Here is an 18737-nt window from a genome sequence, read left to right as displayed (position 1 = left end):
CTTTTTGTTTAGAACCCAAGGTTGAGTGTGAGCGTGTACTGCTTAGGCGTCGGCAGAGCCACACCGCCAGACTTGTAGAACTCAGGATCCTGCCCCTTGAGCTTGGGATCGGCGTAGATCAAGAACGGATTGGTCACGTTCAGGCGTACACCAGCCGAGTGCAGGCGCAGAGATTTGAGTAGGCTCTGAGGTAGGGTGTAGGCCAACGAGATATTCTTCATTCTGATGAAGCTACCGTCTGCCACCTTGACCTGAGAGAAGTTGTAGGTATTGTAGGCTCGCTCTAGGCTCTCACGCCCCACCTCCCGAATGAGATCCACCGAGGGTAGTGTGGGGACGTCTGTCCTATATTCCTCGCCCTGTACCAGCCAGCGGTCGTAGTAATCGCGAGAGAAGACGTTTAGGTCTGCAAAAGCGGGGTCGTAGGTTGGGTTGAGGCGGATCTTATTGCCAGCTTGAGCCGTCACGAAGAGCCCTAGCTCCCAACCTTTGTATCGGAATGTATTCGACAGTCCTCCAATCAGATTAGGCTCGATTGGGCCGTGATAAAGTAGATAGCTCTTGGAGTACTGTGTGTCTAGGAAGTCGGCTCCCGTACTCAGAGCGAAGGGGTGGTTGCTCTGTGGATAGAGCCCAAAGTCGAAGGTTGGTAGACCTCGATCACTTAGTCCTTGGAAGTTGAAGGAGAAGAGCGATCCCTTAGGATAACCCTCGATATTGCCACGGCCACGTCCCGAAACCATATCAAACGTATTGGGTGTATTGAGCAGACGAGTAATCTCCTGCTGCATATAGCTTAGGGTAAAGCTAGAGATCCAACTGAAGTCGTCAAGTAGTATGTTCTTCGTGTGCAAGGCAAGCTCTAGACCTCTAGTGCGCATATCACCAAAGTTGGCATACTTGTAGTACTCGCCACCTATGCCGGAAGTTCTTACGAGGTCGATGAGGTCGAACGCATTACGCTGATAGAGGTCGAGCGTCGTACTGATGCGGTTGTTGAACCAGCCTGCATCAACCCCAATGTTGAGCTCGTACATCTTCTCCCAGCTCAGATCTCTATTCTCCAAATGGCGGATCCGTAGGGCATTCTCTCTGTCCTCGAACGCCAATCTATTAAGTATGATATTCTCAAAGATTGCGCTAGAGTTGAGTGCCTGCTCGTTCATCTTAGCCGTCAGACCATAGCTTGCACGCAGGGCTAACTTGGAGATATTTTCGCTATTCTTAATCAGATCCTCGTGGTCTATATTCCACTTACCACCCACGTTCCATGTTGGTAGCCAGCGGGAGCGAGAGCTACGCCCAGCGGTATTGGAGCCCTCGTAGTTGAATACGGCATTGGCTATGTATTTACCTGCATAGCCATAGGTGCCGCTCCACGAGGCCGTAACACCTCGTTCGTAGCGACTATTGAGCGAGAAGTAAGCACTCCCCTCATCGAGGAGTTTCTTGAATATAAGAGGATTGCTAAAGATCTGATTACCTCTGTCGTACTGGATACCATATCCTTGGAAGGGGTTGATGCTCCGATCTGCATACCGTACCTCTACGAAGGCAAAGCTCTTGATGTCGTGCTCGCCCAAAGTAGCATTGTAGTCTAGAGCCATACGCCCGAGATAGCTACGGAGTTTGGTTTCGGTCTTGTTGTAGATACCACCATGAGTGAGGGCGATACTTGGCTGTAGCAGAGGGTTATCTCGATGGTGTAGCAGGTAGATGTTCTCCCGAGCTACATCTGGTGTTTCATTGGCACGGAAAGCCTGTACTACGTTGGAGCTTTCGTGGATCTGATGTGCTGTGCTCGTGGAAGCATTGCGAGCCGATACGAGTGCTTTGGCCTCTAGCTGCTCACTAATCTTGTACGATAGCTCTCCTTGTAGCTTGAAGTCTAGCACATCGATGTCTATACGGTTGGAGGCGTATTCGTTCAGAATGTTGAAGGGAGCCCAGTTGTTGCGGTAGTACTCAAGCGCTCCATGTTCGTTGCGAGGGCGTAGCGTACGGCTTGTGCCGAGGGCATAGGCAAAGGGATTAATATCGAAATCTCGCTCGAAGCTACCGAGCGTAGCATTCTTCTTCTGTGGTACTGTCCCTGGGGCTTTCTGCTGACGCAGGTTTCCTTGCGCCGAAAGAGAAACCGTTAGAGCCTTGGTGAGTAAGAAATCGGTCTTGAGGTTGGCTGTTATGCGCTTGACTTGATCGGCGAGTGTCCATCCACCGTCATGCAGGTAGCCCACAGAGGCACGTGCCGCCATGCGCTCCGATCCACCCGATAGGCTTACGTTGTGGCTCATCGTAGGATTATAGGTGAAGAGCTCGGAGAACCAGTCCGTATTGGCATACTCGTGTTGGCGTAGGAATCCTTTGATGCCCTCCGGGGTATTCTCCAGAGCATAGCCGCCCGTCTTGGGGTCTAGGCTAGAGAGCTCTTTGTAGAGTTGGTAGAATACGCCCGATCTACGCCCATAGAGCGACTCACGCAGACCAAAGTGTCCTTTCTTCTGCATCTCTAGGTAGACCGACATCGTCTCTTGAGAGTTGAGCAGGTCAAAATCTTGATACCTAGGTTTGAGGCGGAAGCTGTATTCGGACGAATAATTGACACGTGTAGGGGCGTTGCGCCTGCCGCTCTTGGTCGATACCACAATCACACCATTGAGAGCTCTCGCACCATAGACCGAGGTTGCGGAGGCGTCTTTGAGCACCTGTATATCCTCGATATCTGCTGGGTTGAGCCCTGCTACAGCCGAGCTGATCAGTGTGACCGCATCGCCCGAGGCGAGCTGGTCTAGGCTGAGTGAAACTAAGTCTTCGTAGACTGCACCATCAATCACCCACAGAGGCTGTACATTACCTACGATAGAGGCACCTCCACGTATGTTGATGCGTGGTGCAGAGCCGAAGCTCCCCGATATATTCTGGATCGATAAGCCGGGGACACGTCCCTCGAGCATACGAGATACATCGGTAATCCCCTCTAGTTTGATCTCTTGGAGCTTGACGGAGGTTGCCGAACCAGTGTAGACACGGCTCTTGACTTTTTGGTACCCAGTGACCACCACTTGGTCGATCATCTTGGCATCTTCCCGTAGCTGTATGTGTAGATGCTTCTTAGTAATCTTTACTGTGCGTGTCTTCATGCCGATGAAGCTAACACGCAGGTTCTGCCCGATTTGGGCAGAGATGCTAAATCTCCCAGACATATCGGTGCTTACCCCGACCTTGCTCTCGACGACCACCACGGATACGCCCGGCAGAGGCTGTCCCCCCTCGTCTTTGACCTCACCTGTTACTTGTACTTTCTCTTGTGCCGAGAGGCCAAATGGGCTGAGTAGACAGACGAGGCTGAGTAGTAGCGTATATATCAATTTATTCATATTCTATCCTAAATCATGAGCCAGCATTATAGACGAGCATTGATACCCATATACATACCAAAGGGGTGCCCCAGACGTAGCCCCGAGGGGTGTCTAGAGGTCAGGTACGGTGTGTTGAGCAGATTGATGGCGTTAGCCGTGAGGCTGACACGCCTATGTAGATGTATCTGAGCAGAGGCGTCCCAGATGATGTGCTCTGGTATTAGGTCACGCTTGGCGATAGGCCCTTGCCCCGGTTTGGTACGCATATCAGCATTGTAGCGGCAACTTACGTGTAGCTCCCCCCACTTATGCTCTAGCCCTAGGCGTACGTTTACTGCATGCTTATATATATACGGTATCTCGTCGCCCATGTCCACCTTGCCCCATGAGTTGCTTACGAAAGCATTGCGCATCTCGGTATCGGTGTAGGTGTAGGAAAGCTGTATTGGTAGCCCAACCTTCCAGCTCTTGGGTAGAGGCTGATAGCGTAGCATAAACTCCGCTCCCTGCACAATAGCCTTACCGATGTTGAATTGCTCCAACGTCCCCAAACCACCAGCAGCGGCCAGATCACTGCCGAGCATATTGCTGTAATCGTTGTGGAAGCCAATGAGCTCGACGTGCAGGTCGCCAAGGGCGTAGCGAGCCCCTAGCTCTACATTGACGCTCTCCTCTGGTTTCTGTTGCTGAAATCCGCCCTCGGGGATTAGGCTACGGTGTGGCACTACGCGTGGTATGTCGGTCACTCCCGGAGGAGCAAAACCCTTGTGTACGCCCATAAATATAGATGCACCTCTGAGGAGTTTGAGGTTGGCCCCAAGACTGGGGATAAGCACTCGTGCTGTATTGCCTAGCTCATGGCGACGCATACCTGTACGGCGTGGGTCACGCTTACCCATATCATTACGATTGAGGGCAATGTCTTCGTAGCGTAGACCTGTGGTTACGGTGAGCGACTTGTAGGCAATCTTGGCGAGTAGATGGCTCGCCAAGGCACGAGCCGAGGTAATGCGGTTGGACTGCGCACCATGCACGCCGGGCAGATATAGGTGCATCTTCCCTTGTTGCATTGAGTAGGCATCGTCCCACTGATAGCGGTCCTCCATATCTACATGGTAGCGTACACCTGTCTCGAGGGTTGTGTATACCTGCCCAAGACGCTGTTTGTACTCTGCCTTGGCTTGTAGCCCGGAGGCGTGGTAGCTACGGTTATTGGCTCTGACGATCAGCCCTGCGCCGAGGTAGTCGGTTTGCCCTGTGAGAATATCGTAGTAGGCTGAGTTGATTTCGGGCTCGGCAAGTACAGACTCGAGCGAGCGAATCTCGCCAGAGGTAACGCCTGCACGTATATCGTTGAGCTTGTACCAGTTTCGGTGGAAGTAGTTGTAGTAGGCATTGGCTGTAATTTGCAAAGTGTTGCGGAGCTTAAATAAATAAGTCGCAACCCATTGCTGGTGCTTAGTCTTGATGTTATCCACAGCTGAGCCTGCATAGCGGAGGTAGGGTGTCTTCTGGAAGTCTAGCTCTGTTAGCCCGACGTAGGTTTCGTCCGAGTGCTCATTGGCATAGCCGAATTTTAGTTCTACAGCATGGTTCGCTCCCGAGCTATTATCTGTATTTACGCGAAACTTAGCTAGTATATCATTACGGTCTAGCCCCTCGCCATGCTTGTCAGCGTAGCGTTTGAATCCATTAGACTTCATACGCAGGTACTCCACCATATATCCGTAGTAGCGGTGGCTATTACCAACCATAGCGTGTGCCTTGAGTGTACCATAGCTCCCATAAGAGAAAGAGAGTTTGGCGTCTAGCTTAGCGGGGATAGGAGTTGAAACCATATTAATAGCTCCCCCTGTAGTGAATGGCCCATACTGTACTTGGCTGCTCCCCTTGAGTACCTCCACCGCATGCATGCGAGCAGCATTGGGGAAGTAATAGGCCGCAGGAGAGGAATATGGTGCTGGAGCAGCAAGGATACCATCCTCCATGATTGTAATACGTTCACTACGCTCGGCCTTGGTACCTCTAAGGCTGATATTAGGACGCAAGCCGAAACCGTCCTCTTCGTACATATTGACGCCGGGGACGGATTTGAGCATTCGGTTGATGTCGGTATAGCCTAGCTTCTTAATCTCAGCCGGAGAGATGTAATAAGCAGACCCCGTTCGGTTCTGAGCCTGAAACTTACTACCAAGGATTTGTCTAGACTGCACTACCACCTCTTGGAGCTGGAGAATGCTATCGGCTTGAGCTTCGGATTTCTGCCCGAGTAGAAGCAAAGGCGAACAGCATGCCAGTACCACTAGTAATTTGATGCGCATATATTAATTGCTAATCACTCTTTCACATTGCAGCGTAGTATATTCTCCTAGAATTTTACGTACACTACACCGCACTAAATCATTGGATGCAAAATTACTCCTCCACCACCTACTAGGGCAATCGCCATTTGTAGGTATTTGGGGTTTTTATCTCTGGCTATTGTCCCCATATATAGGTATGCGTTTTGTACCAATATGCTGTATTATAGATATAATCTATTGACTAATTATCGGGTTAATACCCCTGTTATATATTTTATTATGAGTGATAAAGGGATGTGTGTAGCTAGCCTCTAAGCAAATTACATACAAATCCTGACTGGCCCTAGTACTCACCCTTTTGAGAAAGGCGACTGAGTTACTCTTACAAGCCAAAGATGCTTCTTTTCGTAAAGGCGGGATTTTAGATTTTAGACCAACTTTTCGATTGTTGATGGGAAAATCGATTTGGACAAGACCGAAAAATATTAGACTGCGTATTTGGCCTCTGGGAGGCTCTAGATTGAGTTTGACCTCGTTTTGGCGCTTAGTTCCGAGCCGAACCAAAATAACCGCCTAAAATGGTTTTCTGTAAGTTCCTAATGGTCAGGTGTATGAGATGTGTGTTGGGGGTAACTCTATGCCTTCTTGTCGCCTGCTCGGCCATTTCTTCCCATTCATTTTGTCGGATTAGTGGACACACCAGAACGGATTAGTCCTCTAATCAAAAATGATTAGTCCTTCAATTTTTCTGTCATAGCCCACTAGTCTTGGTAGATCATTAGACTCTTCGCACAAATTCTACGTAAGATTATTTACAGTATTTAACAAAAACATGAAAGGTGAGGGCTTTCCTAGAAGAACTATATCATAAAAATGGTGATTTCGGCTAGAGAAAGTATCATGTAAATTGTGCGTTTTTGCGAATGCCCCCCATTCTGTATAATAGATTTTCAGACAATATTTACGAAAAAATATGTTTCAAGCAATATAACTGATCATTGGTGAAAATTTATTTCCAATAGTTTTATTTTGATTAATTCTAAAATGTCTGTTAATTTGCGAAAAATTATTTCATTTTCGTTTAACTAGGTATTTTTCAAAAATTATGAAAGAAGAGTATGTAAAGCCTCAGGGGGAGATCCTAGAGTTCTCTAATCTTCAAAGTCTTTTAGTGACTCTTTCGGTGGAAGGATGTATTGAAGACTTTATAGAAGGAGATGACCTCTAGGATCAGAGAGTTGCATCTGTATGTTTAATTGGAGAAGAATGGAAACTGAAATATATCGCAAAAAGAGCGAGAGAAATATGTATCGTAGACTATTTAATCAAACATTGTCCTATCGCCTTATGCTTTTGGCATTGGGTATGGGGCTTCTTTTTTCTTGCAAGGATAAGGAAAATCAGAGAGAGCCGAGTGTAGAGCTCGGGAGTGGTGGCAGCTCATCAGTAGCGTTAGATCTTGAGATTAATCTGGAGGGCCTCAAAGGGCTACCTCTCTATTTAGAGCAGGGCAATAGGAATAGTCTTCCCCGTCCAAGACTTCAAGATGGAGATCTTGTTGATGTGCATACCGCTATTTGTAGCAATGACGGAATCTTGGCTGTTAAGACACTCAAGTGGACTTACCTAGCCAGCAGCCGAACGCTCAAGCTAACTACTAACACAGCGAACCTAGAGGCGAACTCTATACACCTCGATAACGAAGGAGCAGTCTTTAATAATCCTAGCAGACGCTGGTATGTGTCGGGGATTATCGGAGGGAAGCTAGAGGGGAAAAAGATCACATTTGAACCTACGCGTACCTTGACTGGTGTATCCCATATTGGTGATCAGGTCAAGCTAGAGGTCCCCTATGCTTTCCCTTGGGTACAGCTCGAAACGAGCAAACGAGAGTTCTCGACTATAGTTGCACATGGAAAGGCGAGTCACAAAGTCAAATTCAAGCCTCTCGGCTCGGTAATTGGATATAAGTTTGGGAATGAACTTGTCAAGGGGGTTGTGTCCCAAATGGATACTCCTGCGGAGGAGAAGAAGTTTACGATGACCGGCTTCCAGATTTGGTCTTCGGCCTATACAGACCAAGGCACATTTAGTTTTGCTAATAACCCCGAATCGACGCCTCTGCCCGTATGGACGGGGAAGGGTGGAGCAGGCTGCTACCCAGTCATGGAGTACAAGCTCAATCAGCCCGAAACGATCCCTGCCGAGGCTGGCACAAAGAATTCGACTACATCGTATAGTCAGACCTACTATACATGGGTGATGGGAACGGGAAATAATCCAATCTCGCCTGATGAAACCGAAGAATTCAAGACTAGAATTTTGGTGAGAGGCACGGCGAAAGGTGGTGATCAGTGGCATCACGACTACACGCATCTGTACTTTACCTCCTATATGCCGAAGCCGAATACTCAGGTTCAGAACCATGCTGTTCATCATCTGACGACAACTATTACGAAGCGTGTAGCTCTACCCATAGAGTACCTCACCGAGTACAACCTGCAAGGTGGAGAGGCAGGTGTGGTGGATATCCCTAATACCAACAATTCAAGTGGAGGGGGGAACCTCTCTCAGTCCAAACGATACTCTGGTCTGCTGAGATTTGCCGGGTCGCATAAGAATGATGAGTCGGGATACTACAATTGGTATGTTGCCTCGGGGACGTATGATCCTATATTTAATCCTCAAAGTAGGAACCTCTCTACGGAGAAAATCTCAGATCGGATATTCGACCATAACGGAGGTACCTGCCTAGAAACCCCACGACTAGATACTAGATACCGCATTCCACGGATTGAGGATTGGTGGGGAGCTTTTCCGGGCTCAAGGGCTGACACCATTCATTTTGTGAAAAATGAGAACCCTGCTTCTGTTGAGGAGTTTATGACGACTGGTGAAGGTGAGCAGATCTGTGATGTTTTGCGTCAGACCTATACAAGCCAGTATTCGTCTCCCCGAAAGACGGCTTCAAATAAGAAGGTCGTCTATGCTCTGAGATTTGGTAAGCATAACACGTGCACGACTGATCTTAGCGTTGAGGGAGAGAGGAAGTTCCATACTCCAGCCCCAGACAATACGATGCTCTGTGCCTACCGATATACAGTGCTTGGAGAGGATGTATGCTGGGAAGGACAAAACTCCAAGAACACTGCTCTAGTGATTGATGTCGTATATCTTGGAGAGAATGGAGCTAATATGACGCTTCAGGATTTGGCTAATCAAGGCGAACTTTTTTGGAAGGGGGCTCATAGCATACATAGAACACTGTCGGCTCCGGGCTCTCTAGTTAACTACGAAAATCAGACCAAAAACTCCTCTCGAGATGTAACGGAGCTAAACCCCGGGCTAGATGGGTACTATATGTCGCTCTCCAGCCATGATGTTGAGGGATCTCGTATGTACCGATGTGTATCTTTCTATCCAGTAAAGTCAGAGTCGGATTTTCATGTGAATTTTCTTACGAGTCTCGGAGTAAGAAATAGAAGTGTGGCTGTAAGATTGTTTAAGAAAGATGATCTCCTCAATGGCCGCAGGCGTCTAGAGTAGTGCCCACCACCTCTGGGCAAGAAGCCCTAGTAGCCTGATAACTCATCGCAGAGTATCAGTGCGGCCAAGAGGCTCTACCAAATAATATCGCCACAAGTCTTGCAAGACTTGTGGCGATATTATTTGGGGGCTTTGGTAGCCTGCTACTAGATGATCGAGTGCTTCTTGGTGAACTCTACGATCTCGTCGATGTAACCGAAGGCAAGACCCGTCACCGTGTCTGCGCAACCATAGTACACTGCGATGCGACCAGTCTCGGCGTCGTGTAGTGCAGCGCATGGGAATGTTACGTTGGGTACATCGCCCATGCACTCATAGATCTCACGTGGAGAGATGAGGTACGGACCAGAACGGAACTTAACTTTCCATGGCTCGTCTAGATCTAGGATAGCCGAGCCGAAAGCATAAACGAAGCCGTTGCAGCTATTGAGTACACCGTGGTAGATGAGTAGCCAGCCTTCGCTAGTCTCGATGGGGATAGGACCCGCACCGATCTTGGTGCACTGCCAAGCGCTATCCTCAAATGGAGCTGGGCTCATCACGTGGCGATGGCGTCCCCAGTACTCAAGCTCAGGTGATTCGCTATAGAAGATGTCGCCAAATGGAGTGTGCCCATTGTCACTAGGACGGCTAAGCATGGCGAAGTTGCCATTGATTTTGCGAGGGAAGAGTACGCCGTTGCGGTTAAATGGCAAGAACGCATTCTCTAGCTGGTGGAATGTCTTGAAGTCGAAGGTATAAGCTACCCCAATCGTTGGGCCATGGTAGCCATTGCACCAAGTTACATAGTAGCGGTCTTCGATGAAAACGACACGAGGGTCGTAGCCATACACCCATTCGCCGATCTCCTTGTTGTCGCACTCAAACTTGAGTGGCTCGGGGTTAATATTCCAGTTGATCGCATCGTCACTGAAACCCACATGCAGACGCATACGTCTGTTGGTGTCGTCGCAGCGGAACACCCCTGCATAGCCCTCGCCGAAGCGTACCACAGCACTATTGAAAATACTGTTGGAGGTGGGGAGCAAATCACGAGGAATGATTGGGTTGGCAGAGTAGCGCCACATAACCTCTTTGGAGCCTGCGGGACGATCCTCCCAAGGCATGTCGGGCATTGCCTGCCCAACGATCTTAAGTTTACTCATTGATTTTACCTGTATTATACCAAATATCAAACTAAATGGAGGTGTTGCTCTTGGGAGTTCCTCCGTTCATTTGTACGCAAAGTTACTAAACTGTTTGTATTTCTTACTCATAATATCTGCGCATAGACCTACGATGGTAGGCCTAGTAACCGTTTGCCTCTGGAGATCGGTGCACAGAAGAGATAGGGCCGAGGCCATGGGTCTATAAATACGCAGGAGGGGATAGACAAAATATCCCTTGTCTGTCCCCTCTCTCTTGTGCTAAATGGGGTTGTGCTCCCCAGCTCTGGCACTGTATTACTCCTCCACTAGAGCAAAGTCTAGCTGCTTACGCTCCAGATTGGCTTGGACTACCTGAATGCGTACCTTATCTCCTAAAGTAAAGCGACGCTTTGTGTGGCGGCCGATGAGTGTGAAGGAATCTTCGTCCAGCTCGTAATAGCCGTCTGTAAGATCCCTTGTGGGGATCATGCCCTCGCACTTGTTTTCGTCAAGCTCTACGTACAGACCCCATTCGGTTACACCAGAGATCACGCCGTCGAACTCCTCACCCAAGAAGCGACTCATGTACTCCACCTGCTTGTAGCGAATGGACGAACGCTCGGCTTGAGCGGCGAGCTGCTCCATGGCAGACGAATGTTCGCAGGCCTCCTCTGTGGTCTTTTTGTCGGCGGACTTGCCACCCTCGACTAAGTAACGAGTAAGCAAACGATGCACCATGAGGTCAGGGTAGCGACGAATGGGCGAGGTAAAGTGGGTGTAGAAGTCGAATGACAAACCGTAGTGACCGATATTCTCAGTCGTGTATTTGGCTTTGGCCATCGTGCGAATAGCAATAGTCGAGAGCAGATTATTCTCGGGCTTACCCTTGGCATCGGCGAGGAGCTTATTGAGGCTGTCGCTAATGGCCCGGTTGGAGCCCTGCGCTCGTAGGCGATAGCCAAGACGTCCTGCTACCTCGGCCAGCTGAGTCATCTTCTCTTGGTCTGGCTGGTCGTGCACTCGGTAGACGAACGTTTTAGCATTGCCAGACTCTGGTCGCCCAATAGCGAGAGCTACGGTCTTATTGGCTAGTAGCATAAACTCCTCAATCAATTGATGTGCCTCTAGGCTCTCCTTGATGTAGACAGATACGGGTCGTCCCATCTCATCAATCTCGAAGCGAACCTCTGGGCGATCGAAGGCGATACTTCCATGCTCGAAGCGTCTAGCCCTGAGTTTCTGCGCTAGTGTATTGAGCTCTAGTACCTCCGCTTTGAAGTCCCCTTCCGCTCCTTGGATCATCTCTTGAGCCTCTTCGTAGGTGAAGCGACGGTTGCTTCGGATTACACCTCGTGTAATGCGAGAGTCTATAATCTCTGCCTCGGCGCTCATCGTGAAGACACAACTGTAGCTATACTTGTCTTCGTCTGGGCGGAGTGAGCAGAGCAGATTGCATAGACGCTCGGGCAGCATCGGGATAGTACGGTCTACGAGATAGATACTCGTAGCTCGCTTGTAGGCCTCATCATCTATCTTGCTACCGGGACGAACGAAGTAGCTCACGTCGGCGATGTGTACCCCAACCTCTACTAAGCCGTTGTCTAGGTGACGGATAGAGAGCGCATCATCGAAGTCCTTGGCATCTCGTGGGTCGATCGTGAAGGTCGTAACGCTACGGAAGTCCTCTCGGCGTGCTAGCTCCTCGGGGGTAATCTCGTCGGTTAGCTCATCGGCAGCACGCTCTACCTCCTCGGGATAGCTATATGGCAAGCCAAACTCTGCAAGTATGGCGTGCATCTCGGCATTGTTGTCCCCAGCTTTTCCTAGCACATCAACAACGGTCCCATGCGGATTTTTGGCTCGCTTGTCCCAACCGAGTATGCGCACGATCACTTTGTCGCCCTTGTGTGCTCCATTCATTTGGTCGATAGGAATGTAAATGTCTTGGCGTAGCTCTCGGCTTTCGCTGACGAAGAAGGCATGGCCACGGCTGACCTGCAAGTTGCCTACATAGGTCTGCTCGCTACGCTCTAGAATCTCATCGATAATGACTTCGCTCTCTCGGCGGCGGCCCTTGGGCGTAGAGATTTTTATGCGCACACGATCTCCGTGCAGGGCTCTCCCTGCTGCTCGCTCGCTAAGAGGGATTGGCTCGCTACCATTGTCTGGCTCGAAGTAGTATCTACCCGAGCGACAAGTAAATTGACCCTCGAGTGTTTGTCCAAGTGCGGCGAGGCGATAGCGCCCCATCTCGACCTCCTCAAGTAAACCAAACATCACGAGCGACTCCAGCACAGATACGATCTGTCGCTTCTGTGCCATAGAGGTCTGACCAAATAGGTAGCAAACCTGTTTGTAGTTGAATACCTTATTAGGTTCTTGCTCAAACAAACGGCGGATAGCCTCCTCGATTTCTAGATTTGTAATGCCTCGTCTAGTAGATCGGGTGGAGGTGGTTGTGGCTGTTTTCCGTGAACTTACTTTGTGCTTCGTCTTTTTATCTTTCGTTTGACCCCTCACGGGTGTTTTCTTTTTACTCATATAAATTCTATGTCTTGTGTCTAAATGACGCCCCTTAATGGGTCTGATGCCTCCCCTAGAAATATGCAAATAAGGCGACATCCCATTGGACGGCACCACAAAGGTACGCCAAAATCCCCGATTTTCACCACTTTAGCATTCAGTTTGTCAAGCAAGCTGCTTGTTACTCTAGGCTATCGTAGTATGCAATAAGCTCCCGTAGATCCTACGAGAGCTTAATTTATAGTCCATAATTGGGGTCGACTAGACTTGCTTGGGCTTTAGCCCGAGTTGTTCCGCTTGGCCAAGCATATACTTGTATGCGGCATCATACTCGTTGGGGATCTCACCCTCTAGGATCGCATCTTTGATTGCATCTTTGATTAGCCCCACTTCCTTGCAGGGAGATAGCCCGAAGACTTCCATGATCAAGGCACCATCCACAGGGGGCTGGAAGTTGCGTATGCGATCTTTCTCCTCTATATCCTTGAGCTTCTGCCTAACGATGACGTAGTTGTCGAGGTACTTCTTGACACGAGCGGGATTCTTGCTCGTGATGTCAGCCTCGACCAGCATCATCAGGTCGTCTATGTCGTCCCCTGCCTCGAAGAGTAGGCGTCGAATGGCTGAGTCGCTCACCCCCTCGTCCACCAATGTAGCAGGGCGCATGTGTAGCTCCACGAGCTTCTGTACATACTTGAGTTTGCCGTCTAGGGGCAGTCTAAGGCGACGGAAGATCTTTGGGAGCATCTTAGCCCCGACGTAATTGTGGTTGTGAAACGTCCAACCTAGCCGTCTATCAAACCGCTTCGTACGGGGCTTGCCTATATCGTGTAGGAGTGCCGACCAGAGTAGCCACAGATCTCCGTCTTGTCTGCCACGAGCATTAAGTACCTTGGCGAGATTATCCACGACCTTGTAAGTGTGGGTTAGGTTGTCCTTGTGCCCTACGCCGTCCTTCGTTTCTGCTCCTTTGAGCTCTAGCAACTCAGGGAAGACCTCCGCCATTAGTCCTGTCTGCTCAAAAAGCTCTAAACCTACCGATGGGCGAGGGGAGAGGAGGATTTTGTTGAGCTCTACTACGATGCGTTCGGCAGAAACGATCTCGATGCGCTTGGCATTGCGACCAATGGCAGCGAATGTATCGGGGTCGATGAAAAAACCAAGCTGAGAGGCAAAACGAATGGCACGCATCATTCTCAGCGGATCATCGCTGAAAGTAAGATCTGGGTCAAGAGGCGTGCGTATGGTTAGGTTCTCCATATCGCCTAGCCCATCGAAAGGGTCTACTAGCTCGCCGTAGCGATCTGCATTGAGGCATATGGCCAAAGCATTGATCGTGAAGTCACGTCGCTGCTGATCTTCCTCCAGTGTCCCGTCCTCGACCATAGGCTTGCGACTATCGGACGAATAGCTCTCTCGCCTAGCGCCCACGAACTCAATTTCCAAGTCACCTTGCTTGACTTGTGCAGTCCCGAAGCGAGAGAATACAGCTAGATGAGCGCCACGCCCGAGGCGAGCGACTACAGCCTTAGCCAAATCAATCCCTCGCCCCACCGAAACGATGTCTATATCCTTGCTCGGCCTATATAGATATAGGTCACGCACGTAGCCTCCGACCACGTATGTTTCTAGCCCAAGCTCATCGGCAACCTCTCCGATAAGGCGAAAGATCGGCGTATCAATTTTGTCGTATATAAGCTCTTCGTCTATCATTTTGGTTTGTCTTCTGTCGGCAAACTTACTACAAAAACTTCATACCCACGGGTATCATATTTACTCCAAGCCTCTGCACAAAAGAATATTGGGGATAGAGTTATCATGAACCCTACCCCCATGGAGCATAAATTGTCAATGATTGTGCCTACCTATCTGGGAAATCGCTTGTAGAACTCTGCTACAGACTCGATCCCCTTGCGGAAGAAGTCTAGGCGCATATTCTCGTTGGGCGAGTGAATGGCATTGCTCTCTAGACCGAAGCCCATGAGTACTGTCTTGATGCCCAAGACACGCTCAAAGACCGCAATAATAGGGATACTACCACCTCGGCGCACAGCCAATGGGCGTACCCCGAAGGCAACCTCTACCGCCTCCTCGGCAGCTCGATAGGCTGGTAGGTCAATGGGGCAGAGATAGGCCTCACCTCCGTGAGTAGGCCTCACCTCTACGCGAACGTGCTTGGGAGCAATCGCCTTGATGTAGTCCATAAATGCTTGGCTGATCTTGTGGTGATCCTGAGCAGCCACTAGACGACAGCTTACCTTGGCGTATGCCTTGCTGGGTAGGACGGTCTTAGCCCCTTCTCCTTGATAGCCTCCCCAGATACCGCAGACATCGAAGCTAGGGCGGCAGCTATTGCGCTCGAGCGTACTGTAACCCTCCTCGCCCCACACGGCGTCTACATCTATCGCTGCTCGATATTTGGCTTCATCGAAGGGGACACGTGCGATCATATCACGCTCCTCTTGGGTCAGGTCTACCACGTCGTCGTAGAAGCCGGGTATCGTGATGCGTCCTCGCTCGTCTTGGATCTTGGCGATCAGCTTACACAGCTCGTTGATTGGGTTACCCACAGCACCTCCGAAGTGCCCAGAGTGTAGATCTCTATTCGGACCAGTTACCTCTAGTTCCCAGTAGGCTAGCCCTCGCAGGCCAGTGGTCAGAGAGGGAATCTCGTCGCTGACCATACTAGTATCCGAGACGATAATAGCCTCTGCCGAGAGCATCTCTTTGTGTTCCTGCAAGAAGGCTTCTAGATGTGTGGAGCCAATCTCCTCCTCGCCCTCGAAGAGGAACTTGACATTGCAACGCACCAATCCTAGTTTAAGTGCAGTCTCGAATCCCTTGACTTGGATCATCGACTGTCCTTTGTCGTCGTCTGCACCTCTAGCCCAGATACGTCCCTCACGCACCTCTGGCTCGAAGGGGCCACTCTTCCACAGCTCTAGAGGCTCTGCAGGCATGACGTCATAGTGCGCATATACGAGGATACTAGGTAGATTGGGGTCTTGTATGTACTCTCCATAGACAATCGGGTGTCCCTCGGTCTGATAGATCTCTGCCTTGGTCGCTCCGAGAGCAAGCAAGTGCTGGCGCCAGTGCTCGGCACAGCGTTGCATATCGCCCTTGTGCTCTCCTTTGGCACTGATGCTTGGAATGCGAATTAACTCGAATAGCTCCTCAAGGAATCGCTCCTCGTTGGCTGCAATGTATTCCTTAATTTGACTCATAGGAAGATATTATTTTGGAAGAAGTTGATAGCTAATGTCCTGTTCACTCGGGTAAATTTACGCCTTTCTGATTCAAGAAACAAACAGCGGATAGGGGTAAATGCCAAGGAGTCTAAGCAGTAAAGATCAATCCACTGCGGATATGATTGACGGGAGAGCTACGTTTTTCATCTTTTTAGTTAAATAGTGTAAAGGATTAACCCTCGTATTGCGGTAGGTAAGAGGACGCCTATGAGGAGCTTGGTTGTATACTTGATGCAAATTGGTGGGAAGATCTTGAGGCATTGGAGGACTGATTAGCCAAGGTGTGCCCACCAATCGAGTAAAATTGATGGGAAGAAGTGCCAAGCGATAAGCCGAAAATCTATGAGATCGCCCAGATATTTAATTTATATTATTGTTTAGCAGTCATTTGTGTTTCTGGCGTTTTGGACGGTTGTTTTCATGCTACTAGGGGAGAGGTGCGCCAAAGAGATCAGGTGCCGTGTAGCGCTTTCTAGGGGGGAAATACGCAGTCTGGTGTTTTTTTCTAGTTGTTTAGATGTGTTCCCATCAACATGCTGAAATCTGAGCTAAAATCTAAAATGGCAGTGCGCCACAACACGCAAACAACGCAGCAGTTTGCTATGACGCACCACCATCGGGATAATATGGCTGAGATACTAGAGATTTCGGTAGAACCTCTGTCTTAGTGTAAGTGCTCGATCGAGCTTCACAGCTCTCTACGAGCGATTGCCTCCATGACGAGTGATGCGGGTTTGCCTTGCATCAAGCAGGCCTTCATGTAGTCCATATAGGGGGCTACGTGTTCCCAAAACTGATAGTAACCAGCGCAGAGATAGTTGTGTCCCGCCTCGCCATCTCGGCTATTGGCGAAGCGATTTTTGGGGCACTCCCCATTGCAGGCGAATAGGTATAGGCACGTTCGGCACTGCTCTGTCAGCCCCTCTTGTTTGGCTCTGCCGAAGCGTAGCTGCTCCTCGCTGCTCATCATCTGCCCGAGAGAGCCCTCAAGCACGTTGCCTAGATGATAGCGTGGGTAGACGTAGTGGTCGCAGCTATATACATCGCCCGTATGCTCAATAACTCCAGCATGGCCGCAGGCAGGGGCCAACGTACAGACTCCGGGGGCTACACCTAGCCACCCAGCGAGTGTGGCGTCGAACATCTGCACGAAGATCTGACCCACATCTCGTCTGACCCATTGGTCGAAAACACCCGTCGTGAAGTCGCCCCACTGCTCGGGTAGCACGCTGTATGGTGCTAGCTCTATCTCGCCGCTATCATGCATCAAGCGCTGCTCAATCTCTCGATGAATGAAAGGCGCCTCTACCTGCTGATAGGCCTTAGCGCCACGGCGAATGCGCTCGACAATGGGGGTAAATTGAATGAACTGAGCTCCCGTCTGGCGTAGGAACTGGTAGTAGCGATCGGGTTCGTCGGCATTGAAGCGATTGACCGTCGAGAGAATATTAAACTCCACGCCCATGCGCTGCATCAGCTCAATGCCACGCATCACACGAGCGAAGCTAGGCGCTCCTCCTTGCGTACGGCGGTAGCGGTCGTGCTGCTCCTCTGTCCCGTCGAGGGATATCCCGATAAGGAAGTTGTGCTCAACGAAGAAGCGGCACCATGCCTCGTTGAGCAAGATGCCATTGGTCTGTAACGTATTCTCTACCCTACGGCCTCGCGCGTAGAAGCGTTGTAGATCAATGGCTTTTTGGTAGTACGAGATCGGGCAGAGCAGAGCCTCGCCTCCGTGCCAAGTGAAGACAATCGTCTGACCTTGAGGCTGAGCCTCGATATACTGTTTGATGAACTCCTCCAGCACTTCCTCGCTCATACGGGAGAGTTTTTGGGGTGCCTTTTGTGGTGTGAAGAGCTCCTCCTTCTGTAAGTAATAGCAATAGTCGCAGCGCATATTGCACGAAGCCCCCGGAGCCTTGCTCATGATGTGGAAAGGCTTTGCCCACGGCGAAATCGTCTGTGCACTCATTGAGCGACCTCCGTCCACGCTTGCATCTGTATCAACTCTGTTTCGGGGAAGTGTTTGGCTAGATACTTCTCCAAATAGCTGAGCGTATCTTCCTCAATCAGCTCATCTACTTTGGGGTATCTGTTGTAGATCAGATAGGTCACTTCGATGCCTCTAGATTGGCAAACCTCTAGGCTCAGGAGCGTATGGTTGATGCTCCCGAGGCGGCCACTAGTCACCAGAGCTATTGGGTAGCCTCGCTCCTTGACGAAGTCAATGGTTAGATAGTCTTCGGTGATCGGTACCATCAGTCCGCCTGCCCCCTCGAGCAGTACAAGCTCGTAACCATACTCACCGAGTAGGCGCTCTGTCGCTTTGTCGATCACGGTGAGGTCAATCTCCCGATTGTCTAGACGAGCCGCAAGATGTGGCGAGGCTGGATAGCTGAAGATGATGGGGGCGGTCGCTCCACTCTCATCGGCAGCCTGCCACCCCTCTCCAAGCAGCCGGCGGTGTAGCTCGATATCCTCCGAGCGATCATCGTTGCCCGTCTGTATCATCTTTTGGGTAATGGCCCTCACTCCTCGGTCGGAGTAGAGCTTTTTGAGCAGAGCTGTTCCGTAGCTCTTGCCGATATTGGTGTCGATGCCGCTGACGAATAGTACTTTTCTTTGCAT

At 50.1% G+C, this 18737-nt stretch carries 10 protein-coding genes; 2 read left to right on the top strand and 8 right to left on the bottom strand.

What is annotated here, in order from left to right; translation table 11 throughout:
• Nucleotides 1-8: 8 nt before the first annotated feature.
• Nucleotides 9-3377 (bottom strand): SusC/RagA family TonB-linked outer membrane protein, encoded by a 3369-nt coding sequence (locus tag HQ48_RS06495; RefSeq protein WP_044232534.1) that lies wholly within the window; start codon nt 3375-3377, stop codon nt 9-11.
• A gap of 26 nt (nt 3378-3403) precedes the next feature.
• Complete coding sequence (locus HQ48_RS06490; RefSeq protein WP_044232531.1) at nt 3404-5680, bottom strand: TonB-dependent receptor domain-containing protein; 2277 nt, start codon at nt 5678-5680, stop codon at nt 3404-3406.
• 1087 nt (nt 5681-6767) lie between these two features.
• Between HQ48_RS06490 and HQ48_RS09580 the strand changes: the two genes are divergently transcribed.
• A complete protein-coding gene (locus tag HQ48_RS09580; protein WP_255360634.1) occupies nt 6768-6890 on the top strand; it encodes a hypothetical protein in 123 nt (40 codons plus the stop codon).
• Between the two features lie 77 nt (nt 6891-6967).
• Nucleotides 6968-9208: a hypothetical protein gene (locus tag HQ48_RS06485; protein WP_152568338.1), complete on the top strand. Its 2241-nt coding sequence runs from the start codon at nt 6968-6970 to the stop codon at nt 9206-9208.
• Between the two features lie 146 nt (nt 9209-9354).
• Here HQ48_RS06485 and HQ48_RS06480 read toward each other — a convergent pair whose 3' ends face one another.
• From HQ48_RS06480 to bioD, 6 genes are all read right to left on the bottom strand, one after another.
• Complete coding sequence (locus HQ48_RS06480) at nt 9355-10353, bottom strand: glycoside hydrolase family 130 protein (protein WP_044187032.1); 999 nt, start codon at nt 10351-10353, stop codon at nt 9355-9357.
• Nucleotides 10354-10650: 297 nt separating this feature from the next.
• Nucleotides 10651-12876 carry a ribonuclease R gene (gene rnr / locus HQ48_RS06475; RefSeq protein ID WP_044232525.1) on the bottom strand — a complete coding sequence of 742 codons (2226 nt, stop codon included), beginning with the start codon at nt 12874-12876 and terminating at the stop codon, nt 10651-10653.
• 243 nt (nt 12877-13119) lie between these two features.
• Entirely contained in the window at nt 13120-14571 is a 1452-nt protein-coding gene (locus HQ48_RS06470; RefSeq protein WP_044232522.1) for a CCA tRNA nucleotidyltransferase, read from the bottom strand.
• A gap of 152 nt (nt 14572-14723) precedes the next feature.
• A complete protein-coding gene (locus HQ48_RS06465; protein WP_044232519.1) occupies nt 14724-16085 on the bottom strand; it encodes a dipeptidase in 1362 nt (453 codons plus the stop codon).
• Nucleotides 16086-16797: 712 nt separating this feature from the next.
• Entirely contained in the window at nt 16798-18081 is a 1284-nt protein-coding gene (locus tag HQ48_RS06460; protein ID WP_044232517.1) for an anaerobic sulfatase-maturation protein, read from the bottom strand.
• Complete coding sequence (gene bioD, locus HQ48_RS06455) at nt 18078-18737, bottom strand: dethiobiotin synthase (RefSeq protein ID WP_044232515.1); 660 nt, start codon at nt 18735-18737, stop codon at nt 18078-18080. The genes HQ48_RS06460 and bioD overlap by 4 nt, the downstream gene beginning before the upstream one ends.

Source organism: Porphyromonas sp. COT-290 OH3588 (assembly GCF_000769075.1).
Taxonomy (GTDB): domain Bacteria; phylum Bacteroidota; class Bacteroidia; order Bacteroidales; family Porphyromonadaceae; genus Porphyromonas.
This window is presented reverse-complemented; position numbering and strand designations above follow the sequence as displayed.

Coding starts and splice junctions, on each gene's coding strand:
- HQ48_RS06495 (WP_044232534.1), bottom strand. CDS start 3,377: ATGAATAAATTGATATATACGCTACTACTCAGCCTCGTCTGTCTACTC.
- HQ48_RS06490 (WP_044232531.1), bottom strand. CDS start 5,680: ATGCGCATCAAATTACTAGTGGTACTGGCATGCTGTTCGCCTTTGCTT.
- HQ48_RS09580 (WP_255360634.1), top strand. CDS start 6,768: ATGAAAGAAGAGTATGTAAAGCCTCAGGGGGAGATCCTAGAGTTCTCT.
- HQ48_RS06485 (WP_152568338.1), top strand. CDS start 6,968: ATGTATCGTAGACTATTTAATCAAACATTGTCCTATCGCCTTATGCTT.
- HQ48_RS06480 (WP_044187032.1), bottom strand. CDS start 10,353: ATGAGTAAACTTAAGATCGTTGGGCAGGCAATGCCCGACATGCCTTGG.
- rnr (WP_044232525.1), bottom strand. CDS start 12,876: ATGAGTAAAAAGAAAACACCCGTGAGGGGTCAAACGAAAGATAAAAAG.
- HQ48_RS06470 (WP_044232522.1), bottom strand. CDS start 14,571: ATGATAGACGAAGAGCTTATATACGACAAAATTGATACGCCGATCTTT.
- HQ48_RS06465 (WP_044232519.1), bottom strand. CDS start 16,085: ATGAGTCAAATTAAGGAATACATTGCAGCCAACGAGGAGCGATTCCTT.
- HQ48_RS06460 (WP_044232517.1), bottom strand. CDS start 18,081: ATGAGTGCACAGACGATTTCGCCGTGGGCAAAGCCTTTCCACATCATG.
- bioD (WP_044232515.1), bottom strand. CDS start 18,737: ATGCAAAGAAAAGTACTATTCGTCAGCGGCATCGACACCAATATCGGC.